General features: G+C 62.0%; 2 protein-coding genes. Both read left to right on the top strand.

Translation table 11 applies throughout. The features are described from left to right. Positions 1-50: 50 nt before the first annotated feature. Complete coding sequence (locus VPH41_RS14615) at positions 51-26,201, top strand: filamentous hemagglutinin N-terminal domain-containing protein (protein ID WP_328570594.1); 26,151 nt, start codon at positions 51-53, stop codon at positions 26,199-26,201. Continuing rightward, positions 26,185-26,541 carry a hypothetical protein gene (locus VPH41_RS14610; RefSeq protein WP_328570593.1) on the top strand — a complete coding sequence of 119 codons (357 nt, stop codon included), beginning with the start codon at positions 26,185-26,187 and terminating at the stop codon, positions 26,539-26,541. Before VPH41_RS14615 ends, VPH41_RS14610 begins: the two co-directional genes overlap by 17 nt. Positions 26,542-26,959: the final 418 nt, after the last annotated feature.

Below are 26,959 nucleotides of genomic sequence, written 5' to 3'. Positions count from 1 at the left end.
AGCCGTTCTCTTCTCTCTATCGCATCATTTAATTGTCATTAGGACATTTCATGAACAAGAACCTGTACCGCATCATCTTCAATAAACGCCGTGGCCAATTGATGGTGGTCGCCGAAAATGCTAGTTCGCAAGGCAAGGCGGCCAAGGGCGAAGGCGGCTTGGACAGCGGCGTGTTTGAAGGCGATGGCGGCGGGCTAAGTTTCAGTGTGAATGGCAAGTTGCGGCCGCTGGCCTTGGCAATATTTGCCGCGCTGGGCATGGTGAGCTTTGTGGCGGGGCCGGCCATGGGACAGATCGTGGCCGATCCGAACGCGCCGGGCCGCCAGCGTCCGACCGTGGTGCAAAGCGCGAACGGCGTGACGCAGGTCAATATCCAGACACCAAGCGCGGCAGGGGTATCGCGCAATACCTATAGCCAGTTCGACGTGACGGCGAATGGCGCCATCCTCAACAACAGCCGCGGCAACGTGCAGACGCAGACGGGTGGCTGGGTGCAGGGCAATCCATGGTTGGCGGGCGGCAGCGCGCGCGTGATCTTGAATGAAGTCAATTCGGCCAACCCCAGCCAGCTGCGCGGCTATGTCGAGGTAGCGGGGCAGCGGGCCGAAGTCGTCATCGCCAACCCGGCCGGCGTAGCCATCGATGGCGGTGGTTTCATCAACGCCAGCCGGGTCGTGCTGACGACGGGCACGCCGATGCTCAACGATGGCAGCCTGGACGGCTACATGGTGCAGCGCGGCGTGGTCACCATCAACGGCCGCGGCCTGGACACGTCGCTGAGCGACTACACGGCCATCCTGGCGCGCGCCGCGCAGATCAACGGCGGCATCTGGGCGCAGGAATTGAAAGTCGTCACAGGTACTAACCAGATCGATGCGGCGCATGGCGTGGCGGGCGCTGCGGCTGGCGTGGGGCCGGCCCCGGCATATGCGCTGGACGTGGCGCAGCTGGGTGGCATGTACGCGGGCAAGATCACCCTGATCGGCACGGAAGCGGGCCTGGGCGTGCGCAACGCGGGCGTGTTGGCGGCCACGGCCGGCAACCTGGTGCTGCAATCGAATGGCTGGTTGAGCAACAGCGGCAATATCCAGTCGGCCGGCAGCGGCAGCCAGACCAGCATTGCGGTGACGGGCGACGTGGCCAACAGCGGTACCGTGTATGCGGGCGGCGACAGCCAGGTGCAGGCGCAGGGCAATATTGCCAACAGCGGCGTGATCGGCGCGCAGAAGAATGTCGAGGTGCACGCCACGGGCGCCGTTGCGCGCATCGATGGGGCGGCGGGTTCCGTGCTGGCCGCAGGTCTGAATCTGGACAACACCTTGACGGCTAGCGGCAAGCTGAACGTGACGGCAGGCGATGTGGTGGCTGTGCACGGCACGGCTGTGGCGGGCGGCGACAGCAGCCTGGCGGCACGCCAGCTCGATTTGACGGGTGCGCAAGTGTCGGGCGCAAATGTCGGCCTGGGTGCCAGCGCGGGCGACCTCGACGCCAGCCGCGCGCAGGTCAGCGCGCGCGAACGCCTCCAGCTGGACGCGGCGCGCACCGTGCGCAGCGATGCGGCGCAACTGACGGGCCAGCAATTGGGCGTGCATGCGCACGACCTGTCGAACGTGGGCGGCCAGCTCACGCAGCTGGGTGCTGGCGACCTGTCCATTCAATTGCCAGGAGCGCTGGACAACACGCGCGGCGTCATCGCCACGAACAGCCAGGCCTTGCGCCTGCAGGCGGCGAGTCTGAGCAACCAGGACGGGCAGATCCAGCATGCGGGCACGGGTGCGCTGGAGATTGGCGCAGCCCAAGTCAACTTGCAGCGCGGCAGCATCGTCAGCAACGGCGCCATGGCGCTGAGTGGGGAACAGGTCGACCATCGCGATGCCCGCACGGTAGCTGGGAAATTGAACATCGATGCAGGCAGCCTCGATAACCGGGGTGGCAGCCTGGCGCAGAGCGGCCAGGGAGCGACCGGCGTGCAGGTGCGCAACGGCTTGGACAACCGCAGTGGCGCGCTGGAAAGCAATGGCGCTTTGAGCGTGCAGGCGGGCAGCGCGCAAAACCAGAAGGGCCGTATCGTCTCGGCCACGGATGTGGTGCTGTCGACGGGCGTGCTGGACAACACCGAAGCGACCCTGGCCGCGGGCGGCACACTGCGCCTGGACAGTGGCGACGTGGACAATACGCGGGGACAGATCCAGGCGCTGGCGGGCGATGCCAGTCTGTCCGTGGCAAAGCTGAACAATACGGCCGGCAGCGTGTTTGCCGGTGGCAACCTGGCCACCCAGGCCAGCGACGTGCTCAACAGCGGCAACTTGTATGCGGCCGGCAGCCAGGCGCTGCAGGTGCGCGGCGCCGTCAGCAACAGCGGCGTGATCGCTGCGCAAGGCGACAACCGTATCGATGCCAGCCGTATCGACAGTGCGGCCGGCAGCCTGCTGGGCGCCGGCGTGCGCGCCGACGGCAGCCTGGCCGGCAATGGCCAGTTACAACTGACGGCAGCGCAGGCGATCGGCGCCCATGGCCAGAATCTGGCGGCAGGCAAGACGAGCGTGCATGCTGCCGCCATTGATCTCAGCGGCAGCCAGACGGGCGGCGCGGCGATTACCCTGAACGTCAGTACCGGCCATGTCGTCACCGATACCGCACTGGTGACGACCACGGGTTTGCTGTCCGTGACGGCGGCCGGCAGCAGCCAGGCCCTGTCGAACGTGCGCGGCACCTTGAGCGCGGGCCAGCTGGACCTGAAAACGGGATCGCTGGACAACCGCGGCGGCACGGTGATCCAGACGGGGATGGGCGATACCACCTTGCAAGGCAGCACCCTGGACAACACGGGCGGCCGCATTGCCGTCAACAGCGCCAACCTGGCGTTGACGGCGGAACAGCTGACCAACCGCGACGGCAGCATCGAACACGCGGGCACGGGCAGCTTGCACCTTGAAGCAACGCGCTTCGATGACGAACGGGGCAAGATCACGGGCAATGGCCTGGTGGATATCCAGGCGGAGACGATCGATCACCGCCAGGCAATCACGTCCGGGCAGCAGGTCACCGTGCAGGCCGGTAATCTGGACAACCGCGACGGCACCGTGCAGCAGACAGGACCAGGACAAATGCGCGTGGACGTGGCGCAGACCCTGGACAACACGCGCGGCAGCATTGCGGGCAATGGCAGCGTGCAGGTGCAGGTTGGCGTGCTGGACAACAGCAAGGGGCGCATCACCTCGGCGGCGGCTGCTTCTGTCGTTAGTAAAGGTACGTTGAACAATACCGATGGCGTGATCGCCGCGACCACTGGCTTGCAGGTGGGTGGTACTGCGCTGGACAACACGCGCGGCGTCTTGCAGGCGGACATGTTGCGTCTGGATGCGGCATCCTTGCTGAACCAGCAAGGGACAGTGAGCGCCGGTACGGACCTGACGGCCAAAGTGAGCGGCGACCTGAACAACGCGGGCTTGCTGTACGCGGGCCGTAATCAGCAACTGACGGTCGGTGGCTTGCTGAACAACAGTGGCTCCATTGCTTCCGTCAACAACACCCATATTACGGCTGGCAAAGTCACCAGCAGCGGCTTGCTGGGCGCCGGCGTGAAAGCGGACGGCAGCCTGGGTACGGCAGGCGATCTGACGATCAATGCCGATGGCGTGCTGCAAGCGAGCGGACAGAACCTGGCAGCAGGCAGTGCTCAGTTGACAGGTGCATCGGTCGATTTGTCGAGTAGCCAGACAGGCGCGGCGAACATTGCCATCACGGCAACTACTGGTGATGTGCTGACGAACAAGGCGGTGATTTCCGCCAGCAATCTGCTGGCCCTCACCGCCAACGCAAATAACGCTCAGTCACTGGTAAATAACCAAGGCCAACTGGTAGGCGGCCAGTTGCAACTGAACGTGGCGAACCTGAACAACGCCAGCGGCGAGATCGTGCAGACGGGCACCGGCGACACCGTCATTACCACGGGAAAACTCGACAACACGGCCGGTCGCATCGCCGCCAACAGCGCGAACTTGGCCTTGAATGCGACCGTGCTGACGAACATCAATGGCAAGCTGGAGCATGCAGGCGCCGGCATCCTGGCGATTAACGCAGGGCAGTTCAACAACCAGTCCGGCAAGATCACGGGCAATGGCAAGCTCGATATCACGGCAGTTACTTTCGAGCACCGCAATGCGACGACGGTGGCGAACCAGCTGACCATCAGCGCTGGCAGCCTGGACAATCGCAGCGGCAGCTTGGCACAGACAGGTACCGGACTGATGACGGTGAGCGCTACCGGCCAGCTGGACAACACGGGCGGCAAGATCGAAGGCAATGGCGATGCGCTGGTCAACGCCGAGGTATTGCTGAACCATACGGGCCGCATCGTGGCGGCGCAGGATGCCACATTGAATGTGGGTAGCCTGGACAATACCGAAGGCACGGTGGCGGCAGGGCGTCATTTGGCATTGAACGGTGGCGACATTGATAACACCAAGGGCCAGTTGCAAGCCTTGGCCGGCAATGCCACCCTGACTGCGGCGAACTTGAACAATACCGCCGGCAATGTGTTTGCCGGCGCCAACCTGAACGCGACACTGGCCAGCCTGAACAACACGGGCAGCCTGTACGCAGCCGGTAACCAGACCTTGAACGCTAGTGGCGCCATCATGAACACGGGCGTGATCGCCGCGCAGGGCAACACCAGCCTGACGGCGAAAACCCTCGACAGCAGCGCAAGCAGCTTGCTCGGTGCCGGCATGCAGGCTGATGGCAAACTGGGCACGGCCGGTGACCTGACGATCAGCACTACACAAACACTGGCCGCACATGGCCAGAACCTGGCTGGGGGCAAGGCGACCCTGACAGGCGCCAGCCTGGACCTGGCCGGCAGTCAGACCAGCGCCGCCAACATCGGCCTGACGGCAACAACCGGCAACGTCAGCACGAACAAGGCGGTCGTGACAACGGCGGGCACGCTGAATGTGTCGACGAGCGCCTCCCTGCACAACACGGAAGGCACGGTGCAGGCAGGCCAGCTCGACTTGCATGTGGCCAATCTGGACAACGCAAAAGGTACCATCTTGCAGACGGGCACGGGCGACACGCGCATCGTCACCGGTAGTCTGGACAATACAGCGGGCCGCATCGCCGTCAACAGCAAGAACTTGAATATCGATGCCGTCAAGGTCACGAACCAGGACGGCAAGATCGAGCACGCGGGTACGGGCCTCTTGAATCTGCAAGCGGGTGTGCTGGACAACAGCAAGGGCCGCATCACCTCGGCTGCATCGGCCGACATCGTCAGCAAGGGCGTCCTGAATAATACCGACGGGGTGATGGCAGCGACTGCCGACTTGCATGTGGGCGGTGTAAATATCGACAACACGCGCGGCGTCTTGCAGGCGGACAATTTGCATCTCGATGCGACGACCTTGCTGAACCAGCAGGGGACAGTGAGCGCCGGCACGGACCTGACGGCCAAAGTGAGCGGTGACCTGAACAACGCGGGCCTGTTGTATGCGGGCCGCAACCAGCAACTGACGGTCGGTGGCTTGCTGAACAACACGGGATCGATTGCTTCCGTGAATAACACGACGATTACCGCTGGCAAAGTCACGAGCAGCGGCTTGCTGGGCGCCGGCGTGAAGGCGGACGGCAGTCTGGGCACGGCGGGCGATCTGACGATCAATGCCGATGGCGTGCTGCAAGCGAGCGGACAGAACCTGGCGGCGGGCAGCGCCGTGCTGAAGGGCGACTCCATTGATCTGTCGGGTAGCCAGACGGGTGCGGCAAACATCGCCATCACGGCAACTACTAGCGATGTACTGACGAATAAAGCCGTCATCTCGGCCAGCAACGTGCTGGCCATCACCGCCAACGCAAATAACGCCCAGTCACTGGTAAATAGCCAGGGCCACTTGGTGGCCGGTCAGCTGCAGATGAACGTGGCGAACCTGAACAACGCCAGCGGCGAGATCGTGCAGACGGGCACGGGCGACACCGTCATTACCACCGGAAAACTCGACAACACGGCGGGCCGTATCGCCGTCAATAGCGCAAACCTGGCCCTGAACGCGACGGTGCTGACGAATATCAATGGCAAGCTGGAGCACGCAGGTGCCGGCATCCTGGCGATTAACGCAGGGCAATTCAACAACCAGTTCGGCAAGATCACGGGCAATGGCAAGCTCGACATCACGGCAGCCACCTTCGACCACCGCAATGCAACGACGGTGGCCAATCAGCTGACCATCAACGCGGGCAGCCTGGACAATCGCAGCGGCAGCCTGGCGCAGACGGGTGCTGGCCTGATGACGGTGAACGCTACCGGCCAGCTGGACAACACGGGCGGCAAGATCGAAGGCAATGGCGATGCGCTGGTAAAGGCAACCACCTTGCTGAACAGCACGGGCCGCATCGTGGCGGCGCAGGATGCCACATTGAACGTGGGCAGCCTGGACAACACCGAAGGCACGGTGGCGGCAGGGCGTCACCTGGCATTGAGCGGTGGTGACATCGACAATACCAAGGGCCAATTGCAGGCCGTGACCGGCAACGCCACCTTGACTGTGGCGAACTTGAACAATACCGCAGGCAACGTGTTTGCCGGCGCCAACCTGAACGCGACACTGGTCAGTTTGAACAACACGGGCAGCCTGTATGCGTCTGGGAATCAATCCCTGACCGCAACAGGCGCCATTGTGAACACGGGCGTCATCGCCGCGCAGGGCAACACCAGCCTGACGGCAAAGACGCTTGACAGCAGCGCAAGCAGCCTGATTGGCGCGGGTATGCAGGCTGATGGCAAGCTGGGCACGGCAGGTGACCTGACGATCAGCACAACACAAGCGTTGGCCGCGCATGGCCAAAACCTGGCGGCAGGCAACGCCAATCTGACAGGTGCCAGCGTGGATCTGGCCGGCAGCCAGACCAGCGCGGCCAACATCGGCTTGACGGCAACAACGGGTGACGTCAGCACGAACAAGGCGGTCGTGACGACGCCAGGCACGCTCAACATCACGAGTAATGCCACTTTGCACAACACGGAAGGTACTTTGCAGGCAGGTCAGCTCGATTTGCATGTGGCTAATCTGGACAACGCAAAAGGTGCCATCTTGCAGACGGGCACGGGCGACACGCGCATCGTCACAGGCAGTCTGGACAATACAGCGGGCCGCATTGCTGTCAACAGCACAAACTTGAACATCGATGCCGTCAGCGTCACCAACAAGGACGGCAAGATCGAGCATGCAGGCACAGGCATTTTGTCGGTGCAAGCGGGCGTGCTGGACAACAGCAAGGGCCGCATCACGTCCGCTGCGTCGGCTGACATCGTCAGCAAAAGTACACTGAATAATACCGATGGCGTCATGGCAGCGACTGCCGACTTGCATGTGGGCGGTGTGAATATCGACAACACGCGCGGCGTGTTGCAGGCGGACAATTTGCGTCTGGACGCTGTGACCTTGCTGAACCAGCAAGGGACAGTGAGCGCCGGCACGGATCTGACGGCGCGCATCAGTGATACGCTGAACAACGCTGGTCTGCTGTATGCGGGCCGCAATCAGCAACTGACGGTGGGTGGCTTGCTGAACAACAGTGGCTCCATTGCCTCCGTCAACAACACCCATATTACCGCTGGCAAAGTCACCAGCAGCGGACTGCTGGGCGCCGGCGTGAAAGCGGACGGCAGCCTGGGTACGGCGGGCGACTTGACCATCAATGCCGATGGCGTCTTGCAGGCGGGCGGACAGAACCTGGCGGCGGGCAGTGCGACGCTGACGGGTTCCAGTGTGGATCTGTCGAACAGCCAGACGGGTGCGGCAAACATCGCCATCACGGCAACTACTGGTGATGTCCTGACGAGTAAAGCCGTCATCTCGGCCAGCAACGTGCTGGCCATCACCGCCAACGCAAACAACGCCCAGTCGTTGGTGAACAGCCAGGGCCAGCTGGTGGCCGGACAGTTGCAGTTGAACGTGGCGAATTTGAACAACGCCAGCGGCGAAATCGTGCAGACGGGCAGCGGCGACACCGTCATTACCACCGGCAAACTGGACAACACGGCGGGCCGCATCGCCGCCAATAGCGCTAACCTGGCGCTGAACGCGACGGTGCTGACGAACATCAATGGCAAGCTGGAGCACGCAGGCGCGGGCGTGCTGGCCATCAATGCGGGCCAGTTCAACAACCAGTCCGGCAAGATCACGGGCAATGGCAAGCTGGACATCACGGCAGCCACCTTCGACCACCGCAATGCGACCACCATCGCGAACCAGCTGACCATCAGCGCTGGCAGCCTGGACAACCGCAGCGGCAGCCTGGCGCAGACGGGTGCCGGCCTGATGAGCATCAATGCTACCGGCTTGCTGGACAACACGGGCGGCAAGATCGAGGGCAATGGCGATGCGCTGATGAAGGCAGCCACCCTGCTGAACAGCACTGGCCGCATCGTGGCGGCGCAGGATGCCATATTGAACGTGGGCAGCCTGGACAACACGGAAGGCACGGTGGCAGCTGGGCACCATCTGCAGCTGTCCGGTGGCGATATCGACAATACCAAGGGTCAATTGCAAGCCGTGGCCGGCAACGCTACCTTGAATGTGGCGAACTTGAACAATACCGCAGGCAACGTGTTTGCCGGCGCCAACCTGAACGCGACACTGGTCAGCCTGAACAACACGGGCAGCCTGTACGCAGCCGGTAACCAGACTGTGAACGCCAGCGGCACCATTGTCAATACGGGCGTGATCGCGGCGCAGGGCAATACCAGCTTGACGGCGAAAACCCTCGACAGCAGCGCAAGCAGCTTGCTCGGTGCGGGCATGCAGGCTGATGGCAAGCTGGGCATGACCGGTGACCTGACGATCAGCACAACACAAGCGCTGGCCGCACATGGCCAGAATCTGGCGGCAGGCAATGCCAATCTGACGGGCGCCAGCTTGGATCTGGCAGGCAGCCAGACCAGCGCCGCGAACATCGGTCTGACGGCAACAACGGGTGATGTCAGTACCAACAAGGCTGTCGTGACAACGGCGGGCACGCTGAATGTGACGACGAGCGCCTCCCTGCACAACACGGAAGGCACGTTGCAGGCAGGCCAGCTCGACCTGCATGTGGGCAATCTGGATAACTCCAAGGCCACTATCTTGCAGACGGGCACGGGCGACACGCGCATCGTCACCGGTAGTCTGGACAATACAGCGGGGCGCATCGCGGTCAACAGCAAGAACCTGAACATCGATGCCGTCAGCGTTACCAACAAGGACGGCAAGATCGAGCATGCAGGCACGGGGACGTTGAATTTGCAGGCAGGCGTGCTGGACAACAGCAAGGGCCGCATCACCTCGTCGGCAGCTGCTTCTGTCGTTAGTAAAGGTACGTTGAACAATACCGATGGCGTGATCGCCGCGACCACTGGCCTGCAGGTGGGTGGTACTGCGCTGGATAACACGCGCGGCGTGTTGCAGGCGGATAATTTGCAATTGGATGCCGCGAATGTGCTGAACCAGCAGGGGACAGTGAGCGCTGGCACGGACCTGACAGCCAAAGTGAGTGGTGACCTGAACAACGCGGGGCTGCTGTACGCGGGCCGCAACCAGCAACTGACGGTCGGTGGCTTGCTGAACAACAGTGGCTCCGTTGCTTCCGTCAACAACACCCATATTACCGCTGGCAAAGTCACCAGCAGTGGCTTGCTGGGCGCTGGCGTGAAAGCGGACGGCAGCCTGGGTACGGCGGGCGACTTGACCATCAATGCCGATGGCGTGCTGCAGGCGAGCGGCCAGAACCTGGCGGCGGGCAGTGCGACGCTGAGGGGTTCCAGTGTGGATCTGTCGGGGAGCCAGACGGGTGCGGCAAACATCGCCATCACGGCAACTACTGGTGATGTACTGACGAACAAGGCGGTGATTTCCGCCAGCAATCTGCTGGCCATCACCGCCAACGCAAATAACGCCCAGTCGTTGGTGAACAGCCAGGGCCAACTGGTGGGCGGCCAGTTGCAGCTGAACGTGGCGAACCTGAACAACGCCAGCGGCGAGATCGTGCAGACGGGCACCGGCGACACCGTCATTACCACGGGAAAACTCGACAACACGGCGGGCCGCATCGCCGCCAACAGCGCGAACCTGGCCTTGAATGCGACGGTGCTGACGAACGTCAATGGCAAGCTGGAGCATGCAGGCGCGGGCGTGCTGGCCATCAACGCGGGGCAATTCAACAACCAGTTCGGCAAGATCACGGGCAATGGCAAGCTCGATATCACGGCAGCTACCCTGGATCACCGCAATGCGACGACGGTGGCCAACCAGCTGACCATCAACGCGGGCAGCCTGGACAACCGTGCCGGCAGCCTGGCGCAGACGGGTACGGGACGGATGACTGTGGCGGCTACCGGCCAGCTGGACAACACGGGCGGCAAGATCGAGGGCAATGGCGATGCGCTGGTCAACGCCGAGGTATTGCTGAACCATACGGGCCGCATCGTGGCGGCGCAGGATGCCACATTGAACGTGGGCAGCCTGGACAACACCGAAGGTACGGTGGCGGCAGGGCGTCACCTGGCATTGAGCGGTGGCGACATCGACAATACCAAGGGCCAATTGCAAGCCGTGGCCGGCAACGCTACCCTGACTGCGGCGAACTTGAACAATACTGCAGGCAACGTCTTTGCCGGCGCCAACCTGAACGCGACACTGGCCAGCCTGAACAACACGGGCAGCCTGTACGCAGCCGGTAACCAGACCTTGAACGCTAGTGGCGCCATCATGAACACGGGCGTGATCGCCGCGCAGGGCAACACCAGCCTGACGGCAAAGACGCTCGACAGCAGCACAAGCAGCCTGATCGGCGCAGGGATGCAGGCTGATGGCAAGCTGGGGACAGCTGGCGACCTGACGATCAGCACGACACAAACGCTGGCTGCACATGGCCAAAATCTGGCGGCGGGCAACGCTAACCTGACAGGCGGTAACGTGGATCTGGCAGGCAGCCAGACCAGCGCCGCCAACATCGGCCTGACAGCAACCCAGGGCGATGTCAGTACCAACAAGGCGGTGGTGACGACGCCAGGCACATTGAGCATCACGAGCAATGCCACCTTGCACAACACGGAAGGCACGTTGCAGGCAGGCCAGCTCGATCTGCATGTAGGCAACCTGGACAACGCCAAGGGCACCATCTTGCAGACGGGCATGGGAGACACGAGCATCGTCACCGGCAGTCTGGACAATACAGCGGGCCGCATTGCCGTCAACAGCAAAGACTTGAACATCGATGCGGCCACGCTGGCGAACCGCGATGGCAAGATCGAACATGCGGGTACGGGCCTCTTGAATCTGCAGGCGGGCGTACTGGACAACAGCAAGGGCCGCATCACGTCCGCTGCATCGGCGAGCATTACCAGCAAGGGAGCGCTGAATAATACCGATGGCGTGATGGCAGCGACTGCCGATTTGCATGTGGGTGGCGTGAATATCGATAACACGCGCGGCGTCTTGCAGGCGGACATGTTGCGTCTGGATGCTGTGACCTTGCTGAACCAGCAAGGGACAGTGAGCGCGGGCACGGACCTGACGGCCAAAGTGAGCGGTGACCTGAACAACGCGGGGCTGCTGTACGCGGGCCGCCACCAGCAACTGACGGTGGGGGGATTGCTGAACAACACGGGATCGATTGCCTCCGTCAACAACACCCATATTACCGCTGGCAAAGTCACCAGCAGCGGCCTGCTGGGCGCCGGTGTGAAAGCCGATGGTAGCCTGGGTACGGCGGGCGATCTGACGATTAATGCCGATGGCGTGCTGCAAGCGAGCGGACAAAACCTGGCGGCAGGCAGTGCGACGCTGACGGGTTCCAGTGTGGATCTGTCGAACAGCCAGACGGGCGCCGCAAACATCGCCATCACGGCAACTACTGGCGATGTCGTGACGAACAAGGCGGTGATTTCCGCGAGTAACGTGCTGGCCATTACGGCCAACGCACATAACGCCCAGTCACTGGTAAATAGCCAGGGCCAGCTGGTGGGCGGCCAGTTGCAGCTGAACGTGGCGAATTTGAACAACGCCAGCGGCGAGATCGTGCAGACGGGCACGGGCGATACCGTCATCACGACAGGCAAGCTGGACAACACGGCGGGTCGCATCGCCGCCAACAGCGCGAACCTGGCCCTGAACGCGATGGTGTTGACGAACGTCAATGGCAAGCTGGAGCATGCAGGCGCGGGCGTGCTGGCCATCAACGCGGGCCAGTTCAACAACCAGTATGGCAAGATCACGGGCAATGGCAAGCTGGATATCACGGCAGCCACCTTCGACCACCGCAAGGCGACGACGGTGGCCAATCAGCTGACCATCAACGCCGGCAGCCTGGACAACCGTGCTGGCAGCCTGGCGCAGACGGGTACCGGCCTGATGACGGTGGCGGCCACCGGCCAGCTGGACAATACGGGCGGCAAGATCGAGGGTAACGGCGATGCGCTGGTAAAGGCAACCACCTTGCTGAACAACACGGGTCGCATCGTGGCGGCGCAGGACGCTGAGCTTACGGTGGGCAGCCTGGATAACACGCAAGGTACGGTGGCGGCAGGACGTCATCTGCAGCTGTCCGGTGGCGACATCGACAATACCAAGGGGCAATTGCAGGCCGTGGCCGGTAATGCCACCCTGAACGTGGCTGACCTGAACAATACCGCAGGCAACGTGTTTGCCGGCGGCAACCTGAACGCGACACTGGCCAGTCTGAACAATACGGGCAGCCTGTACGCAGCCGGTAACCAGACCTTGAACGCTAGTGGCGCCATCACGAACACGGGTGTGATCGCCGCGCAGGGCAATACCAGCTTGACGGCAAAGACGCTCGACAGCAGCGCAAGCAGCCTCATTGGTGCCGGCATCCAGGCCGATGGCAAGCTGGGCGCGGCTGGCGAATTGACCCTGAATACCACGCAAACGCTGGCTACGCATGGCCAGGTCCTGGCGGCAGGCAATGCCAAACTGACAGGCGCCACGCTCGACATCGGCGGCAGCCAGACCAGCGCCGCGAACATCGGCCTGACGGCAACCAAAGGCGATGTCAGTACGAACAAGGCCGTGGTGACGACGCCGGGCACATTGAACGTCACGAGCAACGCGACCCTGCATAACACGGAAGGTACCTTGCAGGCGGGCCAGCTCGACCTGCACGTGGGCAATCTGGACAATGCCAAGGGCACAGTCTTACAGACTGGTATTGGCGATACCAGCATCGTCACCGGCAATCTGGACAATACGGCTGGCCGTATCGCCGTCAACAGCGCAAACTTGCACATCGATGCCGTCAGCGTCACAAACAAAGAAGGCAAGATCGAGCACGCAGGCACGCGGACATTGAATCTGCAGGTGGGCGTGCTGGACAACAGCAAGGGCCGCATCACGTCCGCTGCGTCGGCGGACATCGTCAGCAAGGGCGTACTGAACAATACCGACGGCGTGATTGCCGCGACTGCTGACTTGCACGTCGGCGGCGCCGCGCTGGACAACACCCGAGGTGTATTGCAAGCGGATACCTTGCGTCTGGATGCTGCGACCTTGCTGAACCAGCAGGGGACGGTCAGCGCCGGCACGGACCTGACGGCGAAAGTGAGCGGTGACCTGAGCAACGCTGGCCTGCTGTACGCAGGCCGCAACCAGCAACTGACGGTGGGTGGTCTGTTGAACAACACGGGATCGATTGCTTCCGTCAACAATACCCATATTACCGCTGGCAAAGTGACCAGCAGCGGCTTGCTGGGCGCTGGAGTGAAAGCGGACGGTAGCCTGGGCATGGCAGGTGATCTGACCATCAACGCGGATGGCGTCTTGCAGGCGAGCGGGCAGAACCTGGCGGCGGGTAGCGCTCAGTTGACTGGCGCATCGGTCGATTTGTCGGGTAGCCAGACTGGCGCGGCAAACATCGCCATCACGGCAAATACTGGCGATGTCGTGACGAATAAGGCGGTGATTTCCGCGAGCAATCTGCTGGCCATCACCGCCAACGCACATAACGCCCAGTCACTGGTAAATAACCAGGGCCAGCTGGTTGGCGGACAGTTGCAGCTGAACGTGGCGAATCTAAACAACGCCAGCGGGGAGATCGTGCAGACGGGCACGGGCGACACCGTCATCACCACAGGCAAGCTGGACAACACGGCGGGCCGCATCGCCGCCAACAGCGCGAACCTGGCCCTGAACGCGACGGTGCTGACGAATATCAATGGCAAGCTGGAGCATGCAGGCGCCGGCGTGCTGGCGATTAACGCAGGGCAATTCAACAACCAGTACGGCAAGATCACGGGCAATGGCAAGCTGGACATCACGGCAGCCACCTTCGACCACCGCAATGCCACGACGGTGGCGAACCAGCTGACCATCAACGCCGGCAGCCTGGACAACCGTGCCGGCAGCCTGGCACAGACGGGTACCGGGCTGATGACGGTGGCGGCTACCGGCCAGCTGGACAACACGGGCGGCAAGATCGAGGGCAATGGCGATGCGCTGGTCAAGGCAAACACTTTGCTGAACAACACGGGCCGCATCGTGGCGGCGCAGGATGCCACATTGAACGTGAGCAGCCTGGACAACACGGAAGGCACGGTGGCCGCGGGACGCCATCTGGCATTGTCCGGTGGCGATATCGACAACACCAAGGGCCAATTGCAGGCAGTGGCCGGGGATGCCACGCTGAATGCCGGCAAATTCAACAATACGGCCGGCAACGTGTTTGCTGGCGCCAACTTGAACGCCACCTTGGCTAGCCTGGACAACACCGGCAGCCTGTATGCTGCCGGCAACCAGACCTTGAACGCCAGTGGCGCCATCACGAACACGGGCGTGATCGCCGCGCAGGGCAACACCAGCCTGACGGCGAAAACCCTCGACAGCAGCGCAAGCAGCCTGATTGGCGCGGGCATGCAGGCCGATGGCAAGCTGGGCACAACTGGCGACCTGACGATCAGTACAACACAAACGCTGGCCGCGCACGGCCAGAACCTGGCTGGGGGCAAGGCGACGCTGACAGGCGCCAGCGTGGATCTGGCAGGCAGCCAGACCAGCGCCGCGAACATCGGCCTGACGGCAACAACGGGTGACGTCAGCACGAACAAGGCGGTGGTCACGACGCCAGGTGCGCTCAACATCACGAGCAATGCCACCTTGCACAACACGGAAGGCACGGTGCAGGCAGGCCAGCTCGACCTGCACGTGGGCAATCTCGACAACGCCAAGGGTACCGTGATCCAGACGGGCACAGGCGATACCGTCATCCAGACGGGCAATCTCGACAACAGCGCCGGGCGCATCGCCGTCAATAGCGCCAATCTGACCCTGGGCGCGGCCACCTTGACGAATGCGGGCGGCAAGATTGAGCATGCGGGTGCCGGCACCCTGGCCATCACGGCAGCCACCTTGCAGGGCGCCGGCGGCAGCATCATCGGCAATGGCGCCGTCGATCTGAAGGCCGGCCTGCTTGACCACGCCAACGCCACCACGACGGGACGCTCCCTGAACGTGCAGGCCGACAGCCTGAGCAACCGGGGCGGCCATCTGCTGCAGACGGGTACCGGTAATATGCACGTCGCCGTCACGGGTTTGCTGGACAATACGAGTGGCGAGATGGCCGGCAACGGCACCTTGTCGGTGCAGACCGGCAGCCTGGACAACACCAAAGGCAAGATCACTTCGGCCACGTCCGCCGATATCGTCAGCACCGGCACACTCGTCAATACAGACGGCGTGATTGCGGCGGCAACCGATCTGCACCTGGGCGGCGCCATCGACAATACGCGCGGCTTGCTGCAGGCGGGCACTGGCGCCATGCGCCTGGACGCGGCCAGCGTGCGCAATGCGCAAGGCATGCTCAGCGCGGGTACGGATATCACGGCCAAGGTCAGCGGCGACGTGCTCAACGCGGGCGTGCTGTATGCGGGACGCAACCAGAGCCTGGAGATCGGCGGCTTGCTGAGCAATACGGGGTCGCTGGCCGCCCTGGGCAATACGACGATCACGGCGGGCAGTCTGAGCGGCAACGGCCTGCTGGCAGCGGGCATGCGCGCCGATGGTAGCTTTGCTTCGGCCGGTGACTTGACGGTAAAAACGAATGGTATCTTGCAGGCTGGCGGCCAGAACATGGCAGCCGGCCAGCTGCAATTGACGGGCGCGTCGGTCGACGTGGCCGGCAGCCAGACCAGTGCGGCGCATATCGGCTTGACGGCCCTGGCGGGCAATGTGACGACCAGCAAGGCCGTCGTGTCGACCAATGGCCTATTGAGCATCACGGCCAATGCCGCCAACGGGCAGGCATTGGTGAACCAGGGCGGCAGCTTGAGTGCGGGGCAATTGTCCTTGCGCGTGGCCAACCTGGACAACGCCAAGGGTAGCTTGATACAGACGGGCACGGGCGACACCGTCATCGAGACGGGCGTGCTGGACAATACGGGCGGGCGCATCGCCGTCAACAGCGCCAACCTGCGCCTGCAGGCGGGCGACCTGACGAATATCGACGGCAAGATCGAACATGCGGGCAAGGGCGTGCTGGAGATCCGCGCCACGAATCTGTATGGCCAGCGGGGCCAGCTGACGGGCAATGGCGCGCTGCAGGTGGCGGCCAGTTACCTCGATCACCGCAATGCCAGCCTGCTGGCGCAGCAGGTGAACGTCTCCGCCGGCATCCTCGACAATCGCCAGGGGCAGATTACGCAGCTGGGCACGAGTGCGGCAACAGTGCTGGCCAGCACGCGCCTGGACAATAGCGGCGGCAAGATCGAGGCAAATGGCAATGTACGCGTGGAAACGGGCGCCTTGTTGAATGACCATGGCCGTATTGCGTCCGCACAAGATGTCAATGTGGCGGCGACGGGCAAGCTGGACAATACCTCCGGCGTGATCATTGCCGGCCGCGACCTGACCGTGGCTGGCGGCACGGTGGACAACACCCTGGGCCAGCTGCAAGCGGCGGGCGGCAATGCGCAATTGACGATGGACGAGCTGCTCAATGCGCAGGGCAGCATCGTTGCCAGCGGCAATCTGACGACGGCGGCGGGCAGCGTGCGCAACAGCGGCAGCCTGTTTGCCGGCGCAGAGCAGGTACTGACCGTGACGGGGGCGCTGGAAAATACCGGCGTGATCCTGGCCCAGGGCAACAACACCATCAGCGCCAACAGTGTCAATAGCAGCGCAGCCAGCCTGATCGGCGCGGGTGTGAAAGCCGATGGCAGCCTGCAAACGAGCGGCAACTTGCAGGTCACGGCGCAGCAGGCGCTGGGTGCCCATGGGCAAGTGTTGGCGGCAGGCAATGCCGTCCTGAGCGGCGGCAGCGTCGACCTCGGTGGCAGCCGCAGCAGCGCCGGCAATATCAGTCTGACGGCGACAACGGGCGACGTTAGCACCAGCGGCGCCGTGGTCACCACGCCGGGCGCCCTGACCATTACGGCAGGCGGGACTGGCCAGACGTGGACCAACCAGCGCGGCGATATCAGCGCAGGCCAGCTGGCCGTTGGCGTTGGTAACCTGAACAACCAGCAAGGCAGCATCGTGCAGACGGGGGCCGGCAATACGGCCATCGACCTGACATCGCCAGCGGGCGTGCTGGACAACACGGGCGGGCGTATCGCCGTCAACAGCGCCAACCTGAGCCTGAAAGCGGGTACGCTGACGAATACGGATGGCAAGATCGAGCATGCGGGCAGCGGCACCTTGAGCCTGCAAGCGAACCAGCTGAACGACCAGCGCGGACAGATCACGGGCAATGGCGCGCTGGTCGTCACGGCCGGCGCCATCGACCACCGCAACGCCAGCACCATCGCGCAGCAAATCAGCGTGACGGGTAGCACTCTGGACAATGGCGGCGGCAACCTGACGCAGCTGGGCAAAGGCGACACCAGCATTCAACTGACGACCAGCCTGGATAACCGCGGCGGCACCATCGCCAGCAACGGCAACACGAATATCGTCGCACCAAGCCTCGATAACCAGGGCGGCAAGCTGCAGGCGGCCGGTACGGCCAACCTGACGGTGACGGCAAGCAGCGTGCTCGACAACCGCCATGGCGGCGCCATCGCCGGCGGCGGCAATGTCGTGCTGGGTGCCGGAAATCTGCTGAACCAGGGCGGCAGCGCCACGGCAGGAGGGCAGCTGACGGCAAATGTGACGCAGGCATTGAACAATGCGGGCGGCATGCTGGCGGCCACGGGCAACGTGAGCGTGAACGCGGCCAGCATCGACAACAGCGCCGGCGGCAAGCTGGCTTCGGTGCAGGGCCTGTTGACGGTCACGTCCACGGGCGCCACCGTCAACGACGGCGGCACCCTGCAGTCGGGCGGCGATATTATCCTGCGCAATGGCGGCCTGTCGAACGGGCTGGGCACCATCGCGGGCGCGAACGTCACGCTCGATACGCATGGCCAGGCCTTCAACAACACCCAGGGCACCTTGGCGGGCACGGGCACCGTCAACTTGCAGACGGGGCTGCTGAACAACGATGGCGGCTTGCTGCAGTCGGGCGGCGCCATGACCATCGATACGCACGGCAATGCTTTACTCAACACCAATGCGGGCGCGTATGCGGTGCGCCATCCGGGCAGCGCGGGCGGCATCAGCAGCGGCGCAGGATTGGCCCTGCAAACGGGCAGCTGGAACAATGCGGGCGGCTATCTGGGTGCGGCCGGCAACATCACGGGCAGCGTGGGCCAGCTGGACAACCGCGGCGGCCAGGTGGTGGGCAAGTCGGCGCTGGACCTGGCCCTGAGCGGCTTGCAAAACCAGGGCGGGCAAATCCAGGTGCTGGGTAATATCGGCTTGAACGCGGGTGGCGGCAGTATCAACAACCAGCAAGGCTTGATCCGCTCCGGCGCGGCCGTTACCGTGACGGGCGGCGCCATCGACAATGCCAGCACCCTGGGTGCGAACCAGGGCATCGAAGGCGTGCACGTGACCTTGAACAGCGCCAATGTCAGCAATGTGCAGGGTGCGGTGCGCGCGGACGGCAACCTGGCGATCAACAGCGCAGGCAGCATCAACAATACCCTGGGCATGTTGAGTGCCGGCAGCACGCTGTCGTTGCAGGATAACGGCCCCGGCCGTGGCCTGGCCATCACCAACACGGGCGGCACCATCATCGGTGGCCAGCGCACCGATATCCGCGCAGGCAGCTTGAGCGGCGACGGCAAGGTATTGTCGCAGCAAGACCTGGCGCTGGACCTGGCCGGCAATTTCACGCTGAACGCGGGTGCCGAGATCATGGCCAATGGCAATGCCGGTATCACTATCGGCGGATTGCTGACCAATGCCGGCAAGATCCAGGCGCGCAGCACCCTGACCCTGGGCGCGGCCAATTTCGATAACACGGCCACGGGCGACATCAATGCGGGCACGACGCGCGTCAACGTCGGCGGCGTATTGAACAACCGGGGCGTGATCGACGGCATCAACACGGAACTGAACGTCGGCACGCTGAACAACATGGGCACGGGCCGCATCTACGGCGACCATCTGAGCATCGGCGGCGGCACCATCAACAACGACGTGGAAGGCGGCGTGGCGGCCACCATCGCCGCACGCACCCGCCTCGACATTGGCGTGACGACACTCAACAACCGCGAGCACAGCCTGATCTTCAGCGGCGGCGATATTTCCATCGGCGGCTATCTGGACGGCAACCGCATCGCCACGGGCTGGGCGGGATCGGTGACGAATGCGAGTGCGACGATCGAGGCGCTGGGGAATCTGGAGATGGGGGCGAGTCAGTTCCGAAATTTAAATACGCATTTCAGGATCGAGACGCTCGATAGCGGGACCGTAAGTGTCATAGAGTACGGGAGCCTGCTCCCTGGTGAAAAGGACAAGCGCTTTCGAAGCGTAGGTGGTCAGATTGTTGATGCAAATGGGATAGTACAAAAAGAGTACGTCATCTACCGGCTGACACGTACCTCGCGTACAGAAACCGTGGTGGATACCGATCCGGCGAAACTGCTGGCGGGTGGCAATGTGACGATTCGCTCCAGCGATGCGCGCAACGAGCAAAGCCATGTCATTGCAGGTGGGAAGCTCTACATGGAAGGAACCGCGCTTGTCAATCCGCCAGTTGATCTGCATACCTATTCGAAGGAGACGGGAACATCCGAGAATGTCTTGTATATGCCATCGAGCGCCTGGGGTGGCTATGTTCAGAAACCGATGGGAGAGCAGAACCTGACGCCGGTCGAACATAGCTCGGCGGATCCGGTCAAACAGATTTATCAAAAAACGCCAAACGCATCGCCATCGTCGGCAGGCGTGAGCGGCGTCAATGGCGGCACCAGCGCCACCGGCGCCACCAATGCAAATGTGACGCACACGGCAGTGAGTGGCACGCCTGGCAGCGTTGCAGGTGTGAGTGCTGCTGGCGGGACAGGCGCCGGGGTAGCCAGCGGCACGGGGGCATTGAACGGCTCCAGCGGCACGGGCAATGCGGGGCAGGTGGGCAATGTCGACGCGCTCAGCGGTTCGGCCGTCGCCGGCGCCACGGGTGCGGGCGGACAGACGTCAACGTTGGGCATCGACACTGGCCGCGCCACGGTGGGGGCCGATGGCGAGAGCGCGGCTGCCGTGGCAGCGCAAGGTAGCCAAGATGGCAGTGGCCGGATTGGCAACGCGGGGAAAACAGCCGGCCATGGCGCGGTGCAGGGCGGTTCCGCCGGCGCGGCCACAGGAAGCGGCGCCGCCAGCACGGTTGATTCGGCCCTGCTGGCGCGTGACTCGCAGGGTGGTCCCGGCGCGGTCGGCGGAGGCAGCGGCTTGCAAGGTAGCGGACGTCTCGGCGACGCTGGCCAGTCGGCCGGGCATGGGGGCGTACAGGGCGGCTCTGTAGGTACCGTTGGCGGTGCCGCCGGGGCTGGCAAGGTCGATCCCGCCTTGCTGGCAGGTGGGACGCAAGGCGGACCCGATGCGGTAGGGGGGACCGGCGGCTTGCAAGGTAGCGGGCGTCTCGGCAACGCTGGCCAGTCGGCCGGGCACGGGGGCGTACAGGGCGGCGCTGTAGGTACCGTTGGCGGTGCCGCCGGGGCTGGCACGGTCGATCCTGCCTTGCTGGCAGGTGGGACGCAAGGCGGACCCGCTGCGGTAGGCGGGACCGGCGGTGTGCAGGGCAGCGGACGCCTTGGCAGCGGGGGCCAGGCAGCCGGTCACGGCAGTGTGCAGGATGGCGGTGTTGCCGCCGTCGGCGGAGTGGCTGGTGCCGGCAAGGTCGATGCGGACTTGCTGGCGAAAAATACGCAAGGTGGTCCTGCCTCAGTGGGCGGCGGCAATGGCTTGCAGGGGAGCGAGCGTGCCGGCAATGCTGGCCAGGCGCTCAGCCTGGCGGGCGTCAAGCAGGAACTTGCGGCAGGCGCTACGGGGCCGGGCAAGGCCACACAGTCCGGCATGGCCGCAGCGCATGGCGCCACGGTGTCGAGCGCCACCGGCAGCGCAGCGCAGGTGGCCGGCGCCGGCGGCGCGTCCGCCGGACGCATGACGGTCATCGGCCAGGTGGCTTTGGCGAACCCTTCGGGGCGCGCGCAAGTCGTGCGCACGACGTCGCCTTCCACGCAAATTCCGAATGCCAGCCTGTTCAGGACGAGTCCCGGACCTGCATCGCGCTTCCTCGTGGAAACGGATCCCCGTTTTGCCAATTACAAGGACTGGACGGGGTCGGACTACCTGACCAGCAAGGTCCAGCTCGATCCGACAGTGACGCAAAAGCGCCTGGGCGACGGTTTTTACGAGCAACGCCTGGTGCGCGAGCAGATCGCGGAATTGACGGGGCAGCGCTTCACCGGCGACTATTCCAGCGATGACCAGCAGTATCGGGGACTGATGGATGCCGGTGCCGCCTTTGCCCAGACCTGGGACCTGCGTCCCGGTCTGGCGCTGACACCGGCACAGATGGCGGCGCTGACCAGCGATATCGTCTGGCTGGTGGAGCAGGACGTGACCTTGGCCGATGGTTCCACGCAAAAGGTGCTTGTGCCGCAAGTCTACGTGCGCGTGCGTGAAGACGACCTCGATGGCGCCGGCAGTCTGTTGGCAGGCAAGGAGGTCGATATCCGCTTGTCGGGCGACCTGGTGAATGGCGGCACCATTGCCGGCCGTGAAGTCGTGTTGCTGAATGCGGAGAATGTCAGCAATCTGGGGGGGCGTGTCGGTGCCGATAACGTCGGCATCGCGGCGCGCAACGATTTGAATAATATCGGCGGTACCATTTCGGCCAATAGCGCACTGCAGGCGAGCGCGGGACGCGACATTAATATTTCCACCAATACGCTGGAAGACGGGCGCTATCTGGGGCGGGTGGCAGGGCTGTACGTGAGTGGCGATACGGCCAGTGGCAGCAGCCTGGTGCTGTCTGCGGGAAGGGATGTCAGTATTGCTGGCGGTATTGTCAGCAATACCGGGCCGGGCGGCGTCACGGCAATCTCTGCCGGGCGCGACCTGAGCGTCGATACGGTGGTGGCTACCTCCGGCAGCGGCTTGTCGGCCAAGCGTATCGAGCAGCAGGCAGGCGAAGTACACGGCGACAAAGTGGCGCTGATCGCCGGCAATGACATCAATAACCGCGGCGGCAGCGTTGTGGCGGAATCCCAGTTGCTGGCCAGTGCAGGCCGCGATATCAACGTGGTCAGCACCACCGTCAGCAATGCCAGCCAGGACGGGCCAGGCTACACGTCGACCAGCACCACCATCGGCTCGACGGCAGGCATGTACGTGACGGGCACGGACAAAGGCAATGCCCTCGTCGTGCAGGCAGGGCGCGATGTGACGGTAACGGGCGGCGTGATCGCCAACGCGGGCGTGAATGGCCAGACCAGCGTGATTGCGGGCAATAACCTGACCCTCAATACCGTCACCGTGGCCTCCACCCACAATGACATACGCAACGCCGACAATTACAGCAAGCAGAGCAAGACGGGGGAAGTGGGCAGCCAGATCATGGGCGCCGGCAACGTCAATTTGCAGGCGGGCCATGATCTGACGGCGCGTGCGGCGGACGTGCAGGCGAACGGGACGCTGGGCCTGCTGGCGGGCAATGACATCAGCCTGGTCAATGGTTTCCAGAATGAAGTGAGCGATACCGCCAGCAAATCGACGAAGGAGGGCTTCTGGAACAAGACCACGACGACCAAGCACGATGTGGTCGATACCACCACGGCGATCGGCACTTCGCTGGGCGGCAGCAGCGTGACGGTGCAGGCGGGGCACGATCTGCAAGTCACCGGCTCGAGCATCTTGAGCGACGATGCGACGCGTTTACTGGCAGGTAACAACATCACGATCGACGCGGCCACCAATACCGTGTACGAGCTGCACCATTCCAGTACCAAGAAAAGCGGTTTCATGAGCAGTGGCGGCATCGGCTTCAGCTACGGCACCAAGACTACGACGGTGGACCAGGAGCGCGACGCCACCTTGCAAAGCGGCGAGGCGCGCAGCTCGATCGGTGCCACGGGCGGCGCGCTGACGATGGTCGCCGGCAATAACGTGACGATAGGTGGCAGCGATATTCTTGCCGCCACCGATCTCGATATCATCGGCAAGAGCGTCACCATCAAGCCGGGCCAGGACAATGAGAAGGGGAAATTTGAAGTCAAGACGACGCAGGATGGCTTGACCCTGGCTCTGGGCGGCAGCGTGATCAGCGCCATTCAGACCCTGCAAACCATGAGTTCGGCGGCCAGCACGGCCAAGGATGGCCGCGTCACAGCCATGGCGGCGGCGACCACGGCCATGGCCGCCAAGGACGCTGCCAAGGACATGATGAAGGAAGGCGGTCCAAGCATCAGCATCAGCCTGACGGCGGGCCATTCGGAAAGCATCCAGACGCAAACGACGGCCAGCACCACGCATAGCGGTAGCGTATTGACAGGCAATAATATCAATATCACGGCTCTGGGCGGTGGCAAGGATAGCAACATCAATATCCTGGGCAGCGACCTGAACGCGAAAAACGATATTCGCCTGCATGCCGATAACAACGTCAATCTGCTGGCCGCGCAGGACACGGAAAGCCAGCACAGCAAGAGTTCGAGCCTGAGTGCGTCGGCAGGCGTGGCGGCCAGTGTCAGCAGCAAGGGCATGTCTTTCGGCTTCACGGCCAGCGTCAGCGGCAGCAAGGGGCATGAGGACGGAGATGGCACGACGCAGCTCAATACGCATGTGAAAGCGGGCGACAAGCTGGTCATCAGCAGCGGCGGCGATACCAACATCAAGGGTGCCGTGACCAGCGCCAACCAGGTGATTGGCGACATCAAGGGCAATCTGAACCTGGAGAGTCTGCAAGACCTGGCCAAGTTCGACAGCAAGAGCCAGAGCATGTCCGTCAGTGGTACCGTGGGCTTTGGCGCCAGCGTCAGCGGCAGCTATAGCCAGAGCAACATGCACAACGACTATGCCAGCGTGCAGGAGCAAAGCGGCATCAAGGCGGGCGACGGCGGCTTCCAGATCAAGGTCGGCGGCAATACGGACCTGAAAGGCGCCGTCATCAGCGCCACGGAGGCGGGTAAGCCAAACAGCAGCCTGATTACCTCGACCTTGACGCACAGCGACATTGCCAACCATGCGATATCGAAGGGCAGCAGTGTGGGGGTGTCGGGTGGATTTTCGGTCGCTGGCAAGGCGGGCGAAGAGAATAAGAACTTGACCAATGTTGGAGGTGACGGCGGTATCACCAAAGGCCTGCCTGCCATTGTCGCACTCAGCGAGAACGCCAGCAGTACTACACGTAGCGGTATCAGCGGCGGCACTCTGGTCATCACAGATGATGCGGCCCAGCGCGCGGCGACGGGCAAGGGAGCGGAAGAAGCTGTCGCGGGTGTGAACCGCGATGTGACGACCGGAGTGGATAGCAGTGGCAAGATTGGCAATAATTTTGACAAGGCCGCGTTGCAGGCGACGATGGATGTGACGGCGGCGTTTGCGGCAGCGGCGGCGAAAGAGGTGGGAGATTATGCCGACAAACGCTTGGCGGAATCAAAAGAACTCGCGAAGCAAGCGAATGATGAAAAAGATCCTGTCAAAAAAGCCGAGTTACTGCAGCAGAGTAAGGAGCTGGCAGAAACATGGAAGGAGGGTGGTTTTGCTAAGACTGCTATGCATACTGCAATTGGTGGTATCGTCGGCGGGGCTGGTGGGGCATTAGGTGCGGGGGCAGCAGAAATGACGACCCATGCCCTATCGGGGCAAATTGCTAAGTTGGGCCTGCCTAAAGAACTGCATAGTGCATTGTTGTTGGCAGCTAGTGCATCCGTAGGTGCTGTGGCCGGCGGCGTGGCTGGGGCAAACAGCGCGTTAAATGAGGTGGCGAATAATTACCTTAACCACAACAAGGTAGGCATTGAAAATTCGGAGCGGGAGCAATATGAAGCAGCACTGGCTGCTTGCAAAAGTCCAGGTGACCCGTCTTGTAAAACCGCTGAAGCTTTGGCGAAGAAGTCTGCGGAAAGGGATGTATTGTTGGCGTCTGTTTGTGCTGCGGGTCTGAAGGATGATTGTGCAGTGTTGACAAATAGAGCTATTTCTTATGGCAATAAAGTAATTTACGATAATAATAATGTGCCACATGCAATATCGAAAAATGAGTCGATGCTGCAGGCAATTCCAGATTATCGTTCTGGTACTAATCATTTTCGCATGGCAGATAGTTTGCGTGATGGATTGGAAATTGCCGGGTCAGATTTTATTGTTGCTAAAGTGTTTTCTTCTATTGCGACAAAAGGGAAATATTTGTATGATTTGCTACCTGATGCATTACGTATAGGTGGAAATGGTTCGGCGGCAGCACAAGAGGCAGCGGCGAAATTAAATAATTTCTATCGAGATGGATCTTCCCCTGAGTTGATACATCAAATGTATAACCAAGCAGCGATAAGTTCAACTCACAATGCTGCCGCTTCGGAAGTTGTTTTAGGGAAGTATATTGCAGGCAACAGTAATTCATATGAGGCGGTTGCTCAGGCCCGTGGTTCAACATACTTTTCGATGTCTGACTGGTCTGCTGTCCAAGGGCAGTTGGGTGCTGATAAAATGTGGGATATAAATAAAACTTTTTTAAATCAACAAATAGCACAGAATAAGAGTTTTGTGTTTACTGCGGATCCCGCAGCGATTTCTGCCGGCTATTTTACAAAGCTTGAATTTCAACATCTAATGGAAAATGGCTATAAGGTAATACAACAAGGAGGTTTTTATCGTGCTATTAAAAAATAATGAAGAAAGTTTTGAATTTCTTTTCAATGCTATTGGCGATTACTATGAGAAAAATGGAAATCGAGAAGTTTATAGATTTGAAAATGTTAGGCCTGTTGGAGTGGAAGGGGAGGATTATTATGTGAGATACCTTTTGGAGAGGAAGCATGTTGTAGAATATCGGATAGCTCAAGATAGGGGGGGGTTTATAGCGATTCCTTCTCTGGCAATAGGTCCTCATTATTTTAATCCTGGAGAATTTTGGGATTATAAAAATTCTCGACGGTTTACGTTGGAAGCCTCTATAGAAGGAATTGAGCATAACTTAAAACTTCTTGATGAATTCTTCGGGCGAGGTTAGAAGATCCTTGATGCGCCGGGGGGCGGTACGGCATTTATACACGATTTTATCCTTGGGCATCTTTTTATGCGGCAAATTACGCTTTATTAAATACCGACACGGCCCGGTTGACTGTCCAACTCGAGACGTGAAAAGCGGCGGCGATGAAGGGCATGGTAAAGCGTTAGGTAAAGTAGCGTGTGCCATTGCCTCGCCCCTGTCGGTATAAGGTGCCTGATGTTGCGTGAGGGGCGTGTGATCGCGCGGTGCTGCTGCCTCAGGGGGGGGCTTTGCATGCATCGGAGCGCTGCGATTGTTGATGTGCCGAAACGAAGGCGTCATCGGCCAGGAAAATCTGGTGACCGGTTTGAACAAGCGGATTTTCCTCTTCCGTTCCGTCCGCGACGAACCGGCAATGACAGATAGATCCGCTGAGGGT

It is taken from the genome of Janthinobacterium sp. P210006, from assembly GCF_036231885.1.
In the GTDB taxonomy this organism is placed as follows: Bacteria; Pseudomonadota; Gammaproteobacteria; order Burkholderiales; family Burkholderiaceae_D; genus Janthinobacterium; species Janthinobacterium violaceinigrum.
The sequence above is the reverse complement of the archived record's forward strand: the minus strand, read 5'-3'. Positions and strand labels throughout refer to the sequence as shown.